17 protein-coding genes are annotated in these 18,130 nt (G+C 71.3%); 10 read left to right on the top strand and 7 right to left on the bottom strand.

What is annotated here, in order from left to right:
• Window positions 1-10: 10 nt before the first annotated feature.
• The gene (locus RWE79_RS17020; protein WP_475940926.1) at window positions 11-679 is read right to left on the bottom strand and encodes a bifunctional DNA primase/polymerase; all 669 of its coding nucleotides are present in this window, start codon (window positions 677-679) and stop codon (window positions 11-13) included.
• 230 nt (window positions 680-909) lie between these two features.
• Here RWE79_RS17020 and RWE79_RS17015 point away from each other — a divergent pair, with 230 nt between their 5' ends.
• Together RWE79_RS17015 and RWE79_RS17010 are read left to right on the top strand one after the other, a co-directional pair.
• On the top strand, window positions 910-2,292 hold the full coding sequence (locus RWE79_RS17015) for a transcriptional regulator (RefSeq protein WP_475940925.1): 1,383 nt from the start codon (window positions 910-912) through the stop codon (window positions 2,290-2,292).
• Window positions 2,293-2,519: 227 nt separating this feature from the next.
• Window positions 2,520-3,791: a hypothetical protein gene (locus RWE79_RS17010; RefSeq protein WP_475940924.1), complete on the top strand. Its 1,272-nt coding sequence runs from the start codon at window positions 2,520-2,522 to the stop codon at window positions 3,789-3,791.
• Between the two features lie 6 nt (window positions 3,792-3,797).
• Here the strand turns inward: RWE79_RS17010 and RWE79_RS17005 are convergent, their stop codons facing one another.
• A complete protein-coding gene (locus RWE79_RS17005) occupies window positions 3,798-5,069 on the bottom strand; it encodes an ABC transporter substrate-binding protein (RefSeq protein WP_475940923.1) in 1,272 nt (423 codons plus the stop codon).
• Between the two features lie 202 nt (window positions 5,070-5,271).
• On the opposite strand from RWE79_RS17005, the gene RWE79_RS17000 reads away from it, so the two are divergent.
• Together RWE79_RS17000 and purU are read left to right on the top strand one after the other, a co-directional pair.
• Window positions 5,272-5,718 carry an SCO4402 family protein gene (locus tag RWE79_RS17000; protein ID WP_475940922.1) on the top strand — a complete coding sequence of 149 codons (447 nt, stop codon included), beginning with the start codon at window positions 5,272-5,274 and terminating at the stop codon, window positions 5,716-5,718.
• A gap of 61 nt (window positions 5,719-5,779) precedes the next feature.
• A complete protein-coding gene (purU, locus tag RWE79_RS16995; RefSeq protein WP_475940921.1) occupies window positions 5,780-6,649 on the top strand; it encodes a formyltetrahydrofolate deformylase in 870 nt (289 codons plus the stop codon).
• A 44-nt stretch (window positions 6,650-6,693) separates the two neighbouring features.
• Here purU and RWE79_RS16990 read toward each other — a convergent pair whose 3' ends face one another.
• Window positions 6,694-8,067, bottom strand: coding sequence for a maleylpyruvate isomerase N-terminal domain-containing protein (locus RWE79_RS16990; protein ID WP_475940920.1), 1,374 nt, complete (start codon window positions 8,065-8,067; stop codon window positions 6,694-6,696).
• Window positions 8,064-8,636 (bottom strand): sigma-70 family RNA polymerase sigma factor, encoded by a 573-nt coding sequence (locus RWE79_RS16985; protein WP_475940919.1) that lies wholly within the window; start codon window positions 8,634-8,636, stop codon window positions 8,064-8,066. The genes RWE79_RS16990 and RWE79_RS16985 overlap by 4 nt, the downstream gene beginning before the upstream one ends.
• Before the next feature lie 210 nt (window positions 8,637-8,846).
• Between RWE79_RS16985 and RWE79_RS16980 the strand changes: the two genes are divergently transcribed.
• Window positions 8,847-9,221, top strand: coding sequence for an STAS domain-containing protein (locus RWE79_RS16980; RefSeq protein ID WP_475940918.1), 375 nt, complete (start codon window positions 8,847-8,849; stop codon window positions 9,219-9,221).
• Window positions 9,222-9,264: 43 nt separating this feature from the next.
• On the opposite strand, the gene RWE79_RS16975 is transcribed toward RWE79_RS16980, so the two are convergent.
• Both RWE79_RS16975 and RWE79_RS16970 read right to left on the bottom strand, forming a co-directional pair.
• Window positions 9,265-10,293 carry a tetratricopeptide repeat protein gene (locus RWE79_RS16975; protein ID WP_475940917.1) on the bottom strand — a complete coding sequence of 343 codons (1,029 nt, stop codon included), beginning with the start codon at window positions 10,291-10,293 and terminating at the stop codon, window positions 9,265-9,267.
• Window positions 10,294-10,352: 59 nt separating this feature from the next.
• Entirely contained in the window at window positions 10,353-11,906 is a 1,554-nt protein-coding gene (locus RWE79_RS16970) for a class I adenylate-forming enzyme family protein (RefSeq protein WP_475940916.1), read from the bottom strand.
• Between the two features lie 170 nt (window positions 11,907-12,076).
• Here RWE79_RS16970 and RWE79_RS16965 point away from each other — a divergent pair, with 170 nt between their 5' ends.
• The 4 genes from RWE79_RS16965 (at window position 12,077) to RWE79_RS16950 (ending at window position 16,176) form a co-directional block, all read left to right on the top strand.
• The gene (locus RWE79_RS16965; RefSeq protein WP_475940915.1) at window positions 12,077-13,270 is read left to right on the top strand and encodes an amidohydrolase family protein; all 1,194 of its coding nucleotides are present in this window, start codon (window positions 12,077-12,079) and stop codon (window positions 13,268-13,270) included.
• A 5-nt stretch (window positions 13,271-13,275) separates the two neighbouring features.
• Entirely contained in the window at window positions 13,276-14,403 is a 1,128-nt protein-coding gene (locus RWE79_RS16960) for an acyl-CoA dehydrogenase family protein (RefSeq protein ID WP_475940914.1), read from the top strand.
• A 6-nt stretch (window positions 14,404-14,409) separates the two neighbouring features.
• Window positions 14,410-15,324 (top strand): acyl-CoA dehydrogenase family protein, encoded by a 915-nt coding sequence (locus RWE79_RS16955; protein ID WP_475940913.1) that lies wholly within the window; start codon window positions 14,410-14,412, stop codon window positions 15,322-15,324.
• A gap of 387 nt (window positions 15,325-15,711) precedes the next feature.
• Window positions 15,712-16,176 carry an ATP-binding protein gene (locus RWE79_RS16950; RefSeq protein ID WP_475940912.1) on the top strand — a complete coding sequence of 155 codons (465 nt, stop codon included), beginning with the start codon at window positions 15,712-15,714 and terminating at the stop codon, window positions 16,174-16,176.
• A gap of 19 nt (window positions 16,177-16,195) precedes the next feature.
• On the opposite strand, the gene RWE79_RS16945 is transcribed toward RWE79_RS16950, so the two are convergent.
• Window positions 16,196-17,122 (bottom strand): cyclase family protein, encoded by a 927-nt coding sequence (locus RWE79_RS16945; protein WP_475940911.1) that lies wholly within the window; start codon window positions 17,120-17,122, stop codon window positions 16,196-16,198.
• A gap of 93 nt (window positions 17,123-17,215) precedes the next feature.
• Here RWE79_RS16945 and RWE79_RS16940 point away from each other — a divergent pair, with 93 nt between their 5' ends.
• Entirely contained in the window at window positions 17,216-18,130 is a 915-nt protein-coding gene (locus RWE79_RS16940) for an SDR family oxidoreductase (RefSeq protein WP_475940910.1), read from the top strand.

The following is an 18,130-nucleotide window of genomic DNA, read 5'->3' as shown; positions in this document are numbered from 1 at the left end:
CCGTGTGCCGTCAGCGGCCGCGCGATGCCGCCGCCTCGCGCCCGCACGCGTACGCCAGCGGGCTCAGCAGCTCCGCCGCGTCCGGCAGCCAGCGGTTGAGAGCGGTCGGCCGGCGGGCCCACTGCACGGACGACCCGCCGGCGAGCCGGGTCGGTGGCGCCGGCACGTAGCCGCCCTCGCCGTGCACCGTGAGGTCGAGGGACTCGGGCGGCCAGCCGAGGCGGCGCAGCAGGTCGGGGACCTTGGCGGCGGCGCCGGGCAGCACGAGGAAGACCAGCCGGCGGGTGGGGGTGGACAGCACCGGGCCGGGCGGCAGGTCCATCCGCTCCATCCGGGCCAGGGCCAGGCAGCCGGCCGACTCGGTGACGTCGATGGCGTCGAAGGTCCGTCCCGTCGGCAGCAGGACCGAGGAGCGCGGTTCCTCCGTCCACATCCGCCGTACGGTCACGGTGCCGCCCGTCTGCGCCGCCCAGTCGGGGCGGTTGGGGTGTGCGCCGGGCGCTCCGCAGCGCGGCTCCCCGCACGAGCAGCGTGCGCCGGAGCGGGGGTCGTCCCGGAGCCAGGCGCCGGGGAGTACGTCCCAGTGCCGCTCCTCGACGTATCGCACCGCCGCTTCGAGCAGTTGGCCGTCGGTCGTGATGGTGTCTTCCACGACCTTCACAACTGTGCCGCTGTACATGGGTTACGGGCAGTTACGCGCGTAGGGCACCGAAGCGGTCTCATAACGGGCGCACGGGTGCACGGGCGGGGGCGCGCAGGAGAGACGTCCCCATGATCCGGGTAATCACCCTTGGGTGCGTAGACATGCATCACGACGCAAATAAACGAGATTGCGGCGAATTCGGAGGCCGTGCCCCGGGCATGGATCTTGACGATGCCGGAGCCGCGGCAGTGAATGAGGGGGACCCCATGGCCGCACGTCCGCTCGTGGCGCGGCAGCCGAACGAACGGTTGCAGGCGCTGATCCAGGAAGCAGGCTGTTCCAACGCCGGGTTGGCCCGCCGGGTCAACATGTGCGGTGCCGAACACGGCCTCGACCTGCGCTACGACAAGACCTCGGTGGCCCGTTGGCTGCGTGGACAGCAGCCGCGCGGACGCGCCCCGGCCGTCATCGCCGAGGCCATCGGCCGCAAGCTCGGCCGTACGGTCACCATCGACGAGATCGGCATGGCCAACGGCAAGAACCTGGCGACCGGGGTCGGTCTGCACTTCTCGCCCACGGTGCCGGGCGCCATCGAGCAGGCCTGCGAGCTGTGGCGCAGCGACGTCGGCCGCCGCGACTTCCTGACCGGCTCCACGGTCGCGGCCTCCGCCCTCGTCGAGCCCAGCCGCGACTGGCTGATCACCCGCGCCGACGGCGCCGTCGCCCGCGCGGGCGGGCCCCGGGTCGGCATGTCCGACGTGGAGGCGGTGCGGGCCACCACCCGGGCCCTCACCGATCTCGACCACCGGTTCGGCAGCGGGCACGTCCGCCCGATCGTCGTGCACTACCTCAACAGCGTCGTCTCCGGGCTGCTCGCGGGCTCCTACCGGGAGTCGACCGGCCGGCTGCTCTTCGCGGCGGTCGCCAGACTGACCGAGCTGGCCGGGTACATGGCCGTCGACACCGGCCAACCGGGCCTGGCCCAGCGCTACTACATCCAGGCCCTGCGCCTGGCCCAGGCCGCCGGGGACCGTGCGTACGGCGGCTATGTGCTCGCCGCCGGGATGAGCCATCTCGCCGCCCAGCTCGGCAACCCGCGCGAGATCGCCCAACTCGCCCGTGCCGCGCAGGAAGGCACCCGGGGTCAGGTCACTCCCACCGCCCAGGCGATGTTCTACGCCGCCGAGGCCCGGGGGCACGCGCTGCTGGGCGACGCCCGGGCCTGCGCGGCGGTCGCCGGCCAGGCGGTCGAGGCTCTGGAGCGCAGCGATCCGGACGACGACCCCGACTGGATCGCCCACTACAGCCAGGCCTATCTCGCCGACGAACTCGCCCACTGCCACCGCGATCTCGCCCAGCCCGTCCTGGCCGTGCGCCGCGCCGAGGAGGCCCTGGCCGGTCACGGCTCCGGCAAGGTCCGGCGCCGGGCGATCGGTCTGCTGGTCCTGGCCCAGGCCCAGGTCCAGCAGCGCGAGATCGAGCAGGCCTGCCACACCGGCACCCAGGCCGTCGAACTCCTCGGCGGCCTGCGGTCCACCCGTGGCGCCGAATACCTCGACGACCTGCGCCAACGGCTGGAGCCGTACGCCCAGGAGGCCGTGGTCCGTGAGTTCGGCGCGCGGCTGGAGGAGCAGGAGATGGCCGCCTAGCCGTCCTCGTACGGAATCGTTACGGGACCGACACCGGTCGGCCGGAGGGCCCCGGCCAGCCCAATTGGGCGGATATGGAGTGCGATCGGGGCGCCCGGCCGGATTCCTCCGCCCGGAGGCGTGGTGGGCCGCGAACGCGACCCGGTAGCGTGAGCCGACGATTCCGTACGTGCGTGGAGGCAGGAGTTCCGGTGAGGCACAGCGGGCGCGGTGAGGATACGCCGGAGGTGCGTGAGGGCGTTGTGCTGCCCCCGCACAGTGAGCCGTGGGACGTGGCGCCGGTCGGCGGTCAGCCCTGGGGCCAGCCGCAGCAGGCCCCACAGGACCCACAGGACCCACGCGTCGCCCCACAGGCTGCCCAGACGCCGCAGATTCCCCAGGGCACCTACTCGCCGTTCGACGGGTACATGCCGCAGCAGCAGCCGCAGCAGTTCATGCCCCAGTCCGACGGCGACGCCACCCAGATGTTCCCGCCCTACCCGCAGGCCCCGGCCGCCCCTGCGCCGGCTCCCGGACCGGCGGACGCGACGCAGATGCTGCCTCCGTATCCGCAGGCCATGCCGCCCGTGACGGACGCCACGCAGGTGCTGCGGCCGGTACCCGCGCAGCCGCAGCCCGAGGTCGTCTTCGAGCCGACCCAGCATCTGCCGCGGTTCGACGAGTACGGCTACCCGGCGCAGGCCCAGGCCGAACAGCCGCCGCCGCAGGACGACTTCGCGCACCTCTACCGGCAGGACGGCCCCCCGCCCGCCGCCCAGCCGGCCTTTCAGCCGCAACAGCCTTATCAGCAGCAGCCGTACCAGCAGCCCCCGCAGCAACAGCAGCAGCAGTCCTACGAGCCGCCGCCCGCCGGCCGCAAGAAGCTGTCCCCCGCGGTGCTGATCGGCATCGTGGTGGTCGGCTGCGCGGTGGTGGGCCTGGCGGCGGGAGCCGTCTTCAGCGGCGGCGGGGACGACGAGCAGGCGTCGGCGGGGTCGCCGTCGGCCTCGGCCGGCACCTCCGCGTCCGCGTCGCCGGGCTCGGGCGGCGGCGAGAGCGCGGCGGAGCAGCAGGCGAAGAAGCTGGACGCGCTGCTCAAGACCAGCGGCAGCAGCCGCAGCTCGGTGGTCAGGGCCGTGTCGAACATCCAGTCCTGCCAGAACGTGACCTCGGCCGCCTCCGACCTGCGCGCGGCCGCGACCCAGCGCAAGAACCTGGTCACCCAGCTCGGCGGCCTCTCGGTCGACAAGCTCCCGGACCACCAGAAGCTCACCGCCGCCCTCACCAAGGCCTGGAACGCCTCCGCCGAGGCGGACAACCACTACGCGTCCTGGGGCGACCAGGTGGCCGGCAACAGCGGCAAGTTCTGCAAGCACGGCTCGGCCCGCAACAGCGGCCAGAGCGCCGCCGGCGCCCGGTCCAGCGGCACCGCCTCGCAGAACAAGAACACCGCCGTCAAGCTGTGGAACGCCATCGCCAAGCAGTACGGCCTGACGCAGCGCTCGGCCACCCAGCTCTGAGGCCGCTCAGTCGCGCGGTGCGTCCTCCAGCGTCCCGGTCACATCGGTGAAGCCCTTGCGCACCGCGACCAGGCGTCCGTCGGAGACCACCTGGTAGGTGACCTTGCCGTTGGACATCCGGGGATGGTCCTGCACGGCGACCATGTCCTTGTCCCGCCAGCCGAGGCTGGGCGTCAGGCCGCCGGTGGAGATGCCGTGGGCGTTGTCCAGGGCGTGCTTGAGCGAGGTGGCGTCCACGCTGCGGTCGGCGCCCATGGACTCGATGACGCTGGTCAGGACGGTGTAGGCGATCCACGTGGTCTGCGCGCCGGGGTCGTCGGCGTCGATCCGGTTGTCGCCGAAGGCATAGGTGGTGACGGCCTTCTTCATCGGGGCCCAGCGCGCGTCGGACGCCGGCGGGTACCAGCCGGTGACGTAGGCGCCCTCCAGGGGGCCGGTGGCGCCGCCGCTGCCGTCGACCGTCGACTGCTGCACGCTGCCGAGAACGGAGGCGATCCGGGCCTTGGGCGCGCTCTTCTGGCCCGTGCCGGGATCGGTGACGGTCACGCGGCGGAAGGAGTCGAAGAAGGTCGGGGTCTTCTCGCCGAGCACGGCGGTGACGCACCGGTCGGCCCCGTCCTTGCCGTCGCCGATCGCCTGCTCGGCGGTCGCGGTGTAGTCCGTGGAGTTCTCGGCGGCGCGCACATCGGTGGCGTCCGGGCGGCCGCCCGCGTGCAGCCCGGCGTCCAGGAACGCCGGGAACTGGTCGCCGGCCGCGGTGTCGGGCCGTACGAGAACGACCGAGGAGCACTTGGGGGCCAGCTGGCGGCCGTTGCCCGCGAGCAGTGTGGTCAGGCCGCCGTTGACCGGATAGGACAACGGGCTGTCGAACTCGTCGTCGGTGACGCCGAATCCGCCGAGGTACGGGATGCCCTCGGCCTCCAGCGCGGACAGATAGGTGGAGCTGTACTGGCTGTACGAGCCGACGACCGCCGCCACCCGCTCGTCCACGGCGCGCTGCGCGCAGGCGGCGGCACCGGAGCTGCTGTTGTGCTCGTTGCAGGTGATGACCTTCAGGGTGCGGCCGTTGATGCCGCCCTTGGCGTTGACGTACTTGGCGTACGCCTTCGCCATCGCGGGCATCCCCGGCATGTTGGAGGCGTCCGTCTTCTCCGGAGCCCAGGTCATGACAAGGACGGTCCTCGGGGAGTCCCCCGCGCTCCCCGGGATCACGCCACAGCCGGCGAGCAGCAGGGCACTGGACATGGCGGTGCTCAGCAGTACGGTCCTGGACGGCATGAACGTGAAGATTCCGCCTCGGTCCCAACGCAGGGGTGAACGCTGGGAAACAGAGAGTAATCATCACATGAACAGCCTGTGCTCACCGGGGCGGAACCCGGGCGGAACCGGGGCAGAACCGGGGCGAAACCGGAGACCCGTACGATCGTGCATCGTGCAGAGTCAGCAAAAGTCTTCCCGCCGAGGTACCCGCTCATCCACGATGGGTGGCATGCCGCTCAATGACATGCCCTGGTGGCGCTGGCGGGCCAATGTGCGCTCGGCGTTGCACATGATCAGCGATCCGGTCTTCCAGCAGGAGTGCTGGCTGGCCGGACGGCCGGGGTATGGCGACGTCACGGATGCCGTGTACCGGCTCGTCGAGGACACCTGGCTCGACAACTGGTCCGCCGAGAAGTACGTCGGGACGATCTTCCGCGACTCGCAGGAGGCCGCGATGGTCGATGTCACGGTGCTGCGCGTGCTGAAGATCCTGCACCAGGTCGGCGCCGACGCCCCGATCGCCACCTATCTGGAGCATCACGCCTGGCCGGAGGCGGTACGGGCCGCGCGTGAGGCCCATGTGCGCCTCGCCGAGGCCGACGGGGACGACCCGGACACCCCGCCGCGCTCGCTGGAGCTGCTGAAGATCTACACCCGCAGCGCCTGAGGCCGTACCGCCTGGCGGACGGCTTTGGCCCGGCACAAGGGCCATATGCGACGCTAGCCCCGTGAACGAGTCGAAGTCGAAGCCCGAGCAGTACGTCCTGACCCTGTCGTGCCCCGACAAACAGGGCATTGTGCACGCCGTGTCGAGCTACCTGTTCATGACCGGGTGCAACATCGAGGACAGCCAGCAGTTCGGCGACCACGACACCGGTCTGTTCTTCATGCGGGTGCACTTCTCGGCCGACGCGCCGGTCACCGCGGACAAGCTGCGGGCCAGTTTCGCGGCGATCGGTGACGCCTATCACATGGAGTGGCAGATCCATCAGGCCGAGGAGCGGATGCGGATCGTCCTCATGGTCAGCAAGTTCGGGCACTGCCTGAACGACCTGCTGTTCCGCACCCGGATCGGCGCCCTGCCGGTGGAGATCGCCGCGGTGGTCTCCAACCACACCGACTTCCAGGAACTGGTCGGCTCCTACGGCGTGCCCTTCCACCACATCCCGGTGACGAAGGACAACAAGGCGGAGGCGGAGGCGGAGCTTCTCGCGCTGGTGGAGAAGGAGCGCGTCGAACTGGTCGTGCTCGCCCGCTACATGCAGGTGCTCTCGGACCACCTCTGCAAGGAGCTGTCCGGCAAGATCATCAACATCCACCACTCCTTCCTGCCGAGCTTCAAGGGCGCCAAGCCCTACCACCAGGCGCACGCGCGCGGTGTGAAGCTGATCGGTGCCACCGCGCACTACGTCACCGCCGACCTCGACGAGGGGCCGATCATCGAGCAGGAGGTCGAGCGGGTCGGGCACGAGGTGACCCCCGAGCAGCTGGTCGCCATCGGCCGTGACGTCGAGTGCCAGGCACTGGCGCGCGCGGTGAAGTGGCACAGCGAGCGCCGGGTGCTGCTCAACGGCCGCCGTACGGTCGTCTTCGCCTGAACCCGGGCCCCCTCCCCGGGCCCCGGCCCCGCCGCGGTCCGGTCCTAGAGTCGCGACAGGCTCGCCGCCGCGAACAGCACGTCCCGGATCGCCGCCAGGTCGCCCTTCGCGCCGGTGGCGATCCGTTCGGGTTCGAGGTGGCCCGCGGTGAGCTGGCAGAAGTCGATCTGGTCGACGGCGATCTCGGCGACGATGTTGTTCTCGGAGGCCACCGCGCCCGGGGAGTCCAGCGAGATGTTCCACCGGCCGCCGCCGGGACCCTCGACATGCAGGTGCAGCGCGCGTCCCGGTGAGCCCGCGGCGACCAGCCTGGCCGCGGAGACGGCCAGTCCCGCCCTGCGCCGTTCGGCTATCGCGGTGGGGAGCATGCGGGCGGCGAGGTCGATCATCCGGTTGAGATGGCGCGGGGCCGGAGGCTTGTACGGATAGTCCAGGGCCGTGGCGATGTCCTCGGCGTGGATCCAGCACTCGAAGGCCCGGTCTATCAGGGCGTCACGCATCGGCATCGTGAAGTCCTCGTAGTCGACGGGCAGTCCGCCGGTGCCGGAGCCCGCGAAGGACAGGGTGCGCACGATGGTGCGGGTCTGGTTACGCCACTTGTCGCGCACGAACGACGGCGGGTGGTGCTTGCAGCGCTCGCCGGCCAGCTCGGTGCGGGCCAGCATGGTGCGGGGCTGGTCGCCGGGGCCGAGCGGGTCGTCCAGGCCGAGGGAGGTGGCGACGATGCCGTCGACCGAGCCGAGGTGGGCCAGCACGCCGCAGAGGGTCAGCACCCGCTCGCCGTGCGCCCAGAACAGCCTGATCGGCACATTCCACTCAGGCTCGCCCAGATCCCCGAGGAAGGCGTCGAGCCGGGCGGTCTCGGCGTCGTAGGGCGCGGCCCACTCGGGGACCGGGATCCGGGCCGGGCGGCGGCCGAGGCAGTTCTCCAGGACCCGGGCGCGCAGCAGCGGGTCGAGGTCCAGGGACTCCTCCTGGTGCAGCAGCCCCACCGCGTCCCGAAGGCGGAGCGCTTCCTCCGCGCAGGCGGCGCAGTCGGTGAGGTGTGCCTCGACGGCGTTGGCCTCGTCGCGCGAGCAGGCCGAGAGTGCCCAGGCGCCGAGCAGGGACCGCAGAGTGTTGTGGTCGTACGCCGGCATGAGGGGCGGGGCGAACGGTTCGGAGAAGCCGGGGCCGGACACTGCGGGATGGTGGACATCCGGCCCGCCCGGCCCGCCCGGCCCGTCAGGTTCGTCAGGTCTGTCAGGTCTGTCCGGCGGACCGGACGAACCGGGCGACTGCCGGCGGGGCGGCCCGGCCGGTTCCGGTACGGCGGGGAGTGTGCCCGCGTCCTCGGCTGCCTCGCGCGGCTGTGGCACCCGGGGCAGCGGGGTGCCGCCGTGGGAGGGCGTGTCGCCGTTGTCGGCCGGGCCGTTCACAGCAGCCTTCCCCGTCCTCGGCCGTGCGGCCCGTTGAGTTGTGCGGGCTGGTCCATGGCCGTGGACAGCAGCTGCAGCCCGAGCCGCAGTCTGCGCCGGGCCTCGTCCTCGGTGACGCCCAGGTCGGCGGCGGTCTGCCGGTAGTCCAGGCGATGGCGGTAGGCCCGGTCGAGGGCTTCTCGCAGCGGGGCCGGCATGGAGGTCACGATGTAGTCGGCGCGGGCCGCCGCGGTCGCTTCACGCACCCTGGCCTCGACCTCCTCCGGTGTGCCCTCGCCGGTGTTCTCGGACTGCCGCAGGCGGTGCACCGCCTGCCGCTGGGTGAGACCGGCGATCCAGGAGCGCAGCGAGCCGTGCTTGGGATCGTAGGCGTCCGGATTCTCCCAGACGTAGCCGAAGACCTCGCGGGTGATCTGGGCGGCGGCGTCCTCGTCGTCCATCACGCGGTGCGCGAGGCTGTGCACGAGCGAGGCGAACCGGTCGTACAGCTCGCCGAGGGCGGCCTCCTCGCCCCGGGCCAGCCGCTGCTGCATCTTGCGGTCCCATCGAGGTGGTGCGGGTGTCACCATGCGGCTGTCCCCCTGATCCCCCTCATCGGCCTTGTCCTCAGATCGAATGTAACCGCCGGTTCCGACGGCGTACGCCCCTTTGCGGCAACCTGCTGCCAGAACAGACCGGTTTTGATAATGCGTTATGCGGGTGTGACCGGATGCTTGCGCCAACGGCCTGCAGGCAGGGCATAAAGTCGTTGGACCCACTGCCGGACGAAAGGCAGGACAGTGGCGCTGAAGGTAACGCAGGCCGAACACGGCGGCTGGGCGGTGGTTTCCGTAGCGGGCGAGATGGACCTCGTGACCTCGCCCGCGGTCCGCCAGCATGTGCACGACGCGGTGGCGGACGGCCGCCGGGACATCGTTCTCGACCTCGCGGATGTACGGTTCTGCGACTCCAGCGGGGTCGGCGTCCTGATCGCCGCCCGCCGTCTGATGCGCTCCTGCGCGGGCCGGCTGCGGCTGATCCTGCCGCCCGACGGGGGTCTGGACGGCTCGCACGTCAACCGGGTCCTGTCGGCGCTGGGGGTGCGCCGCCTCTTCGAGGTCTTCCCCGACCTCGCCGCGGCCACAGACGACGCGGCCAGCCCGCTGTCGGCCTAGGCTCCCGAACGCCCGGCCGTCGGTGCGGGCAGCCGCCCCCGGGTCAGGAATCGGGGCCGGCCGGCGCCGGGCCCAGAGTGGTGGTGCCGATCGCGGCCCGGTGGCCGAGTCCGGTGCGGTAGGCGTCGAGCGCCGCCTCGACACGGCCCGTACGGCGGAAGAGATCGCCCAGGAGCCGGCAGATGTCGGCCAGGTCCCCGGCGGCGCCGGCCCGTTCGAGCAGGGCCAGGGCGGAGACGTAGTGCTCCTCGGCCGTCTCGTGGTCGCCGCGCTCGTCCGCCAGCAGGCCGAGCAGGCGGTGCGCGCCACCCGCGTGGACGGCGCCGCGCCACGGGGTGAGTTCGTTCAGCAGCGCCTGCAGCAGGCGCTCGGCCTCCGGGCCCTTGCCACGGCGCCGCAGTACGTCGGCGAGTTCGACCTCCACCTGGACGGTGAAGAGCACCGCGTTGCCCGCGGCGAGCATGTCGCGGGCGGTGCGCAGTTCGCGTTCGGCCTGTTCGAGGTCGCTGTCCTGCGCGTGGACGTATCCGCGCATCCAGTGGCAGTGGGCCAGGTCGGTGTGGAGTTCCAGCCGCTGGAAGATCTCCTGGGCCTTGGCCAGCGAGGTCTCCGCCTCGCCGGTGCGGCCGGCGACTATCAGGGTGCGAGCGATGCTGCGGTGCATCAGGGCGACGAGCGCGGGGTCGGTGGCGGCGGGCGCGAGGTTGAGTGCCTGCTCGGCGGCGCGGGCGGCGCGGGCGTAGGCGCCGAGATCGGTGTAGGGGCCGATGGCCGCGACGTGGAGCAGCAGCAGTGCGCCGGGGTCGGGGTACTCGTCGAGCTCCAGCCGGGCGATGGCCTGCTCTAACAGGTGGGAGGCGTAGCGGACCTCCCCTGCGAGCAGGTGGGAGACCGCCCTTCCGCGTACCGCCGCGGCGAGCTGCGCGGCGGGGCCGTCCGCGAAGTGCTCCTCGGCGGCGGCGAAGTGCTCGCGTGCCTGGTTGAGTTCCCCGGCGTCCAGGGCTGCTTCGCCGAGCCGTAGCCGGGCGAGAGGTTGTTCCGCGTCGGCCTCCGCCGCGGATATCTCCGTCATGCGCAGGAGGGTACAGCCGCCGTGTTGCGCGTGGGCACCGGTTGAAACCCCTGGCTGTGTCAGCTTTTCGCAAAGCGTTCGCGCAGCTTGTATTTGAGTACTTTGCGCAGGGTTTCGTTGCGCGGCAGGGCCTCCACGATCTCCAGCTGTTCGGGCAGTTTGTGGGTGGCGAGACCCGCCTCGCGCAGATACGCCGTGATCTCGCCGAGGCCGACCGGCCCGGCGCCGACGGGCTGTTCGACGACCGCGCAGACGCGCTCCCCGCGTTCGGGGTCGGGCAGACCGATGACGGCGGCGTCGGCGACGCCGGGGTGTGCGTAGAGCAGTTCCTCGATCTCCCGGGCGGAGATGTTCTCGCCCTTGCGGATGATGATGTCCTTCAGCCGGCCGGTGAGGACGAGGTAGCCGTCGTCGGTGAGCCGGCCCAGGTCGCCGGTGCGGAACCAGCCGTCGGCGTCGAAGGCCTCGGCGGTGAGCAGTGGATCGGTGTACCCCTGACAGACGGCTTCCCCGCGCAGCCGGACCTCGCCGTCGACGATGCGGATGCGCATGGACGCCGGGGGGCGGCCCTCGGTGGTGGCCAGCCGTTCCTCGGGGTCGTGCGGCGAGCCCATGGTGATCATCGGGGCCTCGGTCATGCCGTAGCCGTGGGTGAGCCGGCAGCCGAGTTCGCGGACGATCTCGTGGTGGAGCTCGGGCGGCTTGGGGGCGCCGCCGCCGGAGAGCAGCCGCAGGGTGGGGATCAGCTTCTCGCCGGGGGGCAGTCTGCGCTGCTCGGCGAGGAAGAGGGAGTAGAAGGCGGTGCTGCCGCCGGCCATGGTGACGCCGTGCCGCCGATAGGCGTCGAGGCAGTCGGGCAGCGCGAACTTCTCCAGGAGCAGCGCCGGGAAGCCGTAGAGCAGCAGCATGACGAGGTAGTCGGGGCCGCCGATGTGGGCGTAGGGGAAAGCGATCGAGCCGACGTCGTCGGGGCGCATCTCCAGGGCGTGGGCGAGGCAGGAGCCGCCCGCGATCAGGCTGCGGTCGGTGTGCAGCACGCCTTTGGGCTCCGAGGTGGTGCCCGAGGTCCAGTAGATCCAGCGGACGGCGTCGCTCTCCCCGGGGCCGTCGGTGCGGGAGGTCTGCCCGGTGGGCGGGTCGGGCAGCAGCGCCGGGTCCCCCTCGGGGAGCCGGTCGTAGGCCGTGATCAGCTGTGGCGGCTCGGGGAGTTCCCGGAAGACGCGGTGGGCCATCGCGGTGAAGTCGAACCCGCGCCACTGGCCGGGCACGGCGAAGAAGCCGGCCTGGGTCCGGCGGAGGATGTGGGTGACCTCGCGGTCCCGGTAGATGGGGATCACGGGGGTCTGGACGGCGCCGAGCCGGGCGAGGGCAAGGGACAGTACGACGCTCTCGATGCGGGTCGGCAGCTGCCAGGCGAACCTGCTGCCGGGCCGCACGCCCAGCTCGTACAGGCCGGCCGCCACCCGCTCGGCGCGGTCGGCCAGTTCGCCGAAGGTCAGCTGCCGGTCCTCGGTGTCGATCAGTACGGGTGCCTGCGGGCTCGCGGCCGCGCGGCCCGCGACGAGTGCCCAGAAGGTGGGCGAGTCACTGAGGGCCCTGACGGTGTCGTCCACGGCTTGCCTCCCCGGCTATTTGCTGACGGTCAGTCAGATCTGCTTCGTCCGGAGCGTAGGACCGCCCGGTGTGCGGGTCCAGAGGCGGGGCGGCCACTTCGCGCATGGACGGCCGTCCTGGCGGGGCGTACCTTGGATCTGACGGATAGTCAGATACGTGGGAGAGGCCGATGGAACTGCCCCGGATCATCAGTGTCGACGATCATGTGATCGAGCCCGCGCACCTCTTCGAGACCTGGCTGCCCGCCAAATTCCGGGATCGGGGCCCGCAGCCGCTCACCGCCGGAATCGGGGAACTCGCCTATGTGGGAGGGAAGTACCAGATCACCATGGACCCGGACGGGCCACCGACCGACTGGTGGATCTACGAGGACCTGAAGTTCCCGTACAAGCGCAACATCGCGGCCGTCGGCTTCGACCGCGACGAGATGACCCTGGAGGGCATCACCCGCGCCGAGATGCGGCGCGGCTGCTGGGACCCCAAGGCGCGCCTGGCGGACATGGACCTCAACCACGTCGAGGGTTCCCTGTGCTTTCCGACCTTTCCGCGGTTCTGCGGGCAGACCTTCGCCGAGGCCAGGGACAAGGAGGTGGCGCTGGCCTGCGTGCGCGCCTACAACGACTGGATGGTGGAGGAGTGGTGCGGCGACAGCGGCGGCCGGCTGATCCCGCTGTGCCTCATCCCGCTGTGGGACATCGGCCTCGCGGTGGCGGAGATCCGCCGCAACGCCGCGCGAGGGGTCCGGGCGGTGACCTTCAGCGAGATCCCCACCCACCTCGGTCTGCCCAGCATCCACTCCGGCTACTGGGACCCCTTCTTCGCCGTCTGCGAGGAGACCGGCACGGTCGTCAACATGCACATCGGCTCCTCCTCCCAGATGCCCGCCGCCTCCCCGGACGCCCCGCCCGCCGTCCAGGCCTCGCTGAGCTTCAACAACGCGATGGCCTCGATGATGGACTTCCTCTTCAGCGGGGTGCTGGTGAAGTTCCCCCGGCTCAAGCTCGCCTACAGCGAGGGCCAGATGGGCTGGATCCCCTATGCCCTGGAGCGTGCGGACGACGTGTGGGAGGAGCACCGCGCCTGGGGCGGGGTACGGGACCTGATCCCCGAGCCCCCGTCGACGTACTACTACCGGCAGATCTTCTGCTGCTTCTTCCGCGACAAGCACGGGGTGGCGTCACTGGACGTCGTGGGCCGTGACAACGCGACCTTCGAGACCGACTACCCGCACGTCGACTCGACCTTCCCGCACACCAAGGAGGTCGCCCTCGACCATGTGAAGGGCCTGGACGACGAGACCGTCCACAAGCTCATGCGCGGTAACGCCATCCGGATGCTCGGGCTGGATCCGGACCGTTGGTAGCCGGGATGGACCTGGGATACACGGATGCCGAGGAGGCCTTCCGGCGCGAGCTGCGCGACTGGCTGGCCAGGACCCTGCCCACGCAGCCGGCCGCGCCCGACCCGTCGGACTGGACCGCCCGGCGGGCGTACGACACCCACTGGCAGCGCACGCTGTACGACGCCGGATATGCCGACCTGCACTGGAACGCCCCGCCGACCCGGCGGCTGATCTTCCTGGAGGAGACCGAGCGGGCCGGGGCCCCCTATGTGGGAGCGAACTTCGTCGGACTGCTGCATGCCGGGCCGACGGTGGCCGCCGAGGGCACACCCGCGCAGCGCGAGCGCTGGCTGCCCGCCGTGCTGCGCGGGGACGAGGTGTGGTGCCAGGGCTTCAGCGAGCCCGAGGCGGGCTCGGATCTGGCCTCCCTGCGCACCCGCGCGGTGCGCGACGGCGAGGACTACGTGGTCAGCGGCAGCAAGATCTGGACCTCGCACGCCGAGGTCGCCGACTGGTGCGAACTGCTTGTGCGCACCGATCCCTCGGCGCCCAGACACCGCGGCATCACCTGGCTGGCGATGCCCATGGACGCCCCCGGGATCACCGTCCGCCCGGTGCGCACGCTCGCCGGGACGGCGGAGTTCGCCGAGGTCTTCCTCGACGAGGTGCGGGTGCCCGTCGCGAACCGGGTCGGGGCCGAGAACGACGGCTGGCGGGTCAGCATGGTGACCCTCTCCTTCGAGCGCGGCACGGCCTTCGTCGGTGAGGTGGTCGCCTGCCGCCGGGTCCTCGGGGAACTGGCGCGCGAGGCGCGGAAGCGGGGCGTGTGGGACGAGGACGCGGTGCTGCGCAGGCGCCTCGCCCGCCTCGCGCTGGAGTTCTCGGTGCTGTGGCGCCTGATCCAGTGGAACGTCAGCGCGGGTGCGCCGGGCGTGGGCGGCTCGGTGTTCAAGCTGCGCTACTCGCAGGCCAGGCAGGAGTTGTACGACGCGGCGGCCGAGGTCCTCGGGCCCGGGGCCGGCACGCTGGACAGGGACCACCCCTGGATCGCCGACCGGTTGTCCTCGCTGTCGTACACCATCGCGGCCGGCACCTCGCAGATCCAGCGGAACATCGTCGCCGAGCGGATCCTCGGCCTGCCCAAGGGGACGTGAGCGGCCGTGGACTTCAGGCTCACCGAGGACCAGGCGGCGCTCCGGACGGGGACCCGGGAACTGCTGGGGCGGCTCTATCCGCCCCAGCGGCTGCGGGAGGACGCGGCCGGCTCCGGGCCGCCCCGTCTGGACCGGGCGCTCTGGCGGGCGCTGGGTGACGCGGGCCTGTTCGCGTTGCGGCTGCCGGAGGCGCGGGGCGGGGTGGGGCTCGGGCTGGTGGACGCGGTCCTGGTCTTCGAGGAGGCGGGCCGGGCGCTGTTGCCGGGACCGCTGGTCGCCTCGCACCTGGCCGCCGGGATCGTGCCGGGCGCGGCCACCGGTGAGGTGGTGGTCACCGCGGCGGACGGGGACGTGGTCGAGTGGCTGGAGGAGGCGGACCGCGTCCTTGAGGGCTTCGGAGCCGGAGAGGTGCTCGGCCCCCTCACCGTGGTCGAGCCGGTCCGGTCGGTCGATCCGCTCACTCCACTGCACCGGGTGGTGCGCGACGCCGCGGACCGGACCGGATCCGAGGCCGAGTTGCTGACCTGCGCGCAGCAGATCGGGAGCGCGGCGCGGACGCTCGACCTGGCGGTGCAACACGCCCGGACCCGAGAGCAGTTCGGGCGGCCCATAGGGGCGTTCCAGGCCATCAAGCACCTGTGCGCGGAGATGCTGGTGCGGCTGGAGATGGCCCGTACGGCCGTCTATGCGGCGGCGGTGACCGAGCTGGCCGGGGACCACCTGGCGGCGATTGTGCTGGCTCGTGAGGCCGCGGCCGGCAACGCCCGTGACTGTCTGCAGGTCTTCGGCGGGATGGGTTTCACCTGGGAGGCCGAGGTGCATCTCCACATCAAGCGGGCCTGGGTGCTCGCGACCCGCGGGCTGCCCGCCGGTGTCTACGAGGAGGCCGTGGCGGACGGGTTGGTGAATGGAACCATATGAGGCCTTTATTGGTCTTTGTCTTATATGCCGGGAATAAAGGGCGACCGAGTGCCGATATCGGGTTGTGTCCGAGGTGTGACTCGTCACGCGGTGGAGTCGCGGCCCGGCTCGGGTACGCTCCGTCGGGTGCGTGTGGTGAAGAGGCGCGAGAGGGATGAGAGCGTTGTGACCCTGCGAGTGAGGGTGCCGCTCATGTCGTCCTGTTCGATTTCGTCCCGTAATGAACCCCGCACAGTATGCAGCACTCGCACCCCTTTGCGCTGGAATATGCCGGAAGCGCTTGTTGGGGTGACCGCAGGTAAATCATGCTGTGTTGTGTCGAGGTCACGTTCGGTGACCATGGCGAGGCGCGAGGCGATGTGTCCGCCGGTTCGGATGGTGTGAGCGGTGCAGGTCCTTCAGGTTCAGCTTGAGGTCGGTCCCGACCCTGCCGAGGTGGGGCGGGCCCGTCGGTGGGCGCGCTCCCGGCTCCTGGGCTCCGGAATAGGGGCCGACGAGCCGCTCGCCGAGACGCTGGTCCTGTTGATCTCCGAACTCGTCACCAACGCTGTCGTGCACACCGGCTGCCCGGCTGTTCTGCGCATGCTCTTCGGTTCGGACCAGTGCCCGGAGCGCGACACCGTGCGGGTCGAGGTCGCCGATTCGAGTGGCTGCCCGCCCCGGCCGCGACATGCCGACAACGACGAGACCGGTGGCCGCGGGCTTGAACTCGTGGACGGCCTCGCCGACCGCTGGGGCTGGGAGCGCGAGGGCGAGGGCAAGCAGATCTGGTGCGAGATCGACCGCGCCGCCGCGCTGTCGTCGGTCACCGTGCCCATGCGGGCCGGCGGGCTGCTCGGCCGCTCCGCCTAGGCCGGTCGGCGCCGACGGCTCACAGGACCGCCACCGGTGCGACCGGACTGCCGGTGCCCCCGACGAAGGGCTCGGGTGTGGCGTCGAGCAGGAACTCGTACCGCCCGGCCTCGGCGCAGGCTGTGGACAGGGCCTCCAGATTCCAGTTCTGACCTTGGAGCATGCCCATCTCGACCAGGTCGAGCGCGTGGACGGGCAGCCAGAGGTTCTCGACCTCCGGCGGGAAGATCTCGAAGGTCAGCGTGTCGTTGGCGACGGCCGCCACGTCGCGCGCGTGGAACCACTCGGGCGTGCGTACCGACAGCCCCGGTGACGGGAAGGCGTACGCGTGCTTGTCCCCGGCGAGGCAGAGCTGGATCTGTCCGGTGCGGACCAGCACGATGTCGCCGGACCGGACCGTGACACCGGCCAGTTCCTCGGCGGCCTCCAGATCCTCGGGAGTCACGGCGTGGTCGCCCGGCAGTCTGATCAGGTCCCGGGCGCGGGCCACGTCGAGCAGGACGCCGCGGGAGACCAGGGTGGTCACCTTCTCGATACCGCTGAAGGCGGCACCGCCGTGCGCGGTGATGGAGTCGGCGGGGCGGCCGTTGTAGATCCGCCCGGAGTGCGAGACGTGGGTGAGGGCGTCCCAGTGCGTTGCCGCCTGCAGCCCCATGGTGACGACGTCGTCGCTGGTGGCGACGGTGCCGGGGCCGAACATCTCCCAGTTCAGCATCACCATCGTGCGCAGTGGATTGACCCGGCCGGGGATCATGCCGGTCTGCACGCCGTCCTGTTGCAGGGGGAGTGCCAGCGGGATCCGGCGGCCGGTGCGGACGGTGGCCGCCGCCTGCCGGACCACGTCGTCGGTGATCAGGTTGAGGGTGCCGATCTCGTCGTCCTCGCCCCAGCGGCCCCAGTTGTTGACGCGCTTGGCGATGTCGTGGAACTCGGCGGGGAGTGTCACGGATGCCTCCGGTCCGGGTCTTGTGCTGGGTGTCCTCTGTGCACCTAAAATCTAACGGTCCGTCAGAAACTCTGAGAAGGGGCGGGACGGGACGTGGGTAATTTCCTTGCGGGCAAAGTCGTGGCGGTCACCGGCGCCGGGCGTGGCATCGGACGGGCGGTGGCTCTGGCCTGTGCCGCCGAGGGTGCGAAAGTCGTCGTCAACGACTACGGCGTCGCCATCGACGGCAGCGAGCCGGCCAGCGAGGTCGCCGCCGCCGTCGTGAAGGAGATCGAGGCGGCGGGCGGTGAGGCCGTCGCCGTGGCGGACGACGTGTCCACGATGGCGGGCGGCGAACGGATCGTCTCGACGGCCGTCGAGACCTACGGGCGGATCGACGGAGCCGTGTGCGTCGCGGGCATTCTGCGGGAGCGCATGCTCTTCAACATGGCCGAGGCGGAGTGGGATCCCGTCATAGCCACGCATCTCAAGGGCACCTTCACCGTCTTCCGCGCGGCCGGCGCCGTCATGCGCCGCCAGGGCGCCGGGACGCTGGTGGGCTTCACCAGCGGCAATCACCAGGGCAGCGTCTCCCAGGCCAACTACTCGGCGGCCAAGGGCGGCATCATCTCCCTGGTGCGCAGCGCCGCACTCGGTCTGAACCGCTACGGGATCACCGCCAACTGCGTGGCCCCGGTGGCACGGACCCGGATGTCGGCCAATGTGCCCATGGAGCTGACGGAGATCGGCGAGCCCGAGGACGTGGCCGCCATGGTGGTGTTCCTGCTCAGCGACCGCGCGGCCGGTATCACCGGGCAGGTCTACACCGTGGCCGGACCGAAGATCGCGGTATGGGCCCAGCCGCGTGAACTGCGCTCCGCGTACGCGGAGGGCGGGGGCTGGACGCCGGAGCGGATCGCGGACTGCCTGCCCGGCACCGTGGGCGTCGACCCCATGCCGATGCTGGCGCAGCTCGAAGCGATGCGGGCGGCCGCCGCGTCCCGTGCCTCCGGCGCGCCGGAGGCCTGA

The sequence above is a fragment of the Streptomyces sp. RLA131 genome, assembly GCF_056270125.1.
The sequence above is the reverse complement of the archived record's forward strand: the minus strand, read 5'-3'. Positions and strand labels throughout refer to the sequence as shown.

Coding starts and splice junctions, on each gene's coding strand:
- RWE79_RS17020 (WP_475940926.1), bottom strand. CDS start 679: ATGTACAGCGGCACAGTTGTGAAGGTCGTGGAAGACACCATCACGACC.
- RWE79_RS17015 (WP_475940925.1), top strand. CDS start 910: ATGGCCGCACGTCCGCTCGTGGCGCGGCAGCCGAACGAACGGTTGCAG.
- RWE79_RS17005 (WP_475940923.1), bottom strand. CDS start 5,069: ATGCCGTCCAGGACCGTACTGCTGAGCACCGCCATGTCCAGTGCCCTG.
- RWE79_RS17000 (WP_475940922.1), top strand. CDS start 5,272: ATGGGTGGCATGCCGCTCAATGACATGCCCTGGTGGCGCTGGCGGGCC.
- RWE79_RS16985 (WP_475940919.1), bottom strand. CDS start 8,636: ATGGTGACACCCGCACCACCTCGATGGGACCGCAAGATGCAGCAGCGG.
- RWE79_RS16975 (WP_475940917.1), bottom strand. CDS start 10,293: ATGACGGAGATATCCGCGGCGGAGGCCGACGCGGAACAACCTCTCGCC.
- RWE79_RS16965 (WP_475940915.1), top strand. CDS start 12,077: ATGGAACTGCCCCGGATCATCAGTGTCGACGATCATGTGATCGAGCCC.
- RWE79_RS16960 (WP_475940914.1), top strand. CDS start 13,276: ATGGACCTGGGATACACGGATGCCGAGGAGGCCTTCCGGCGCGAGCTG.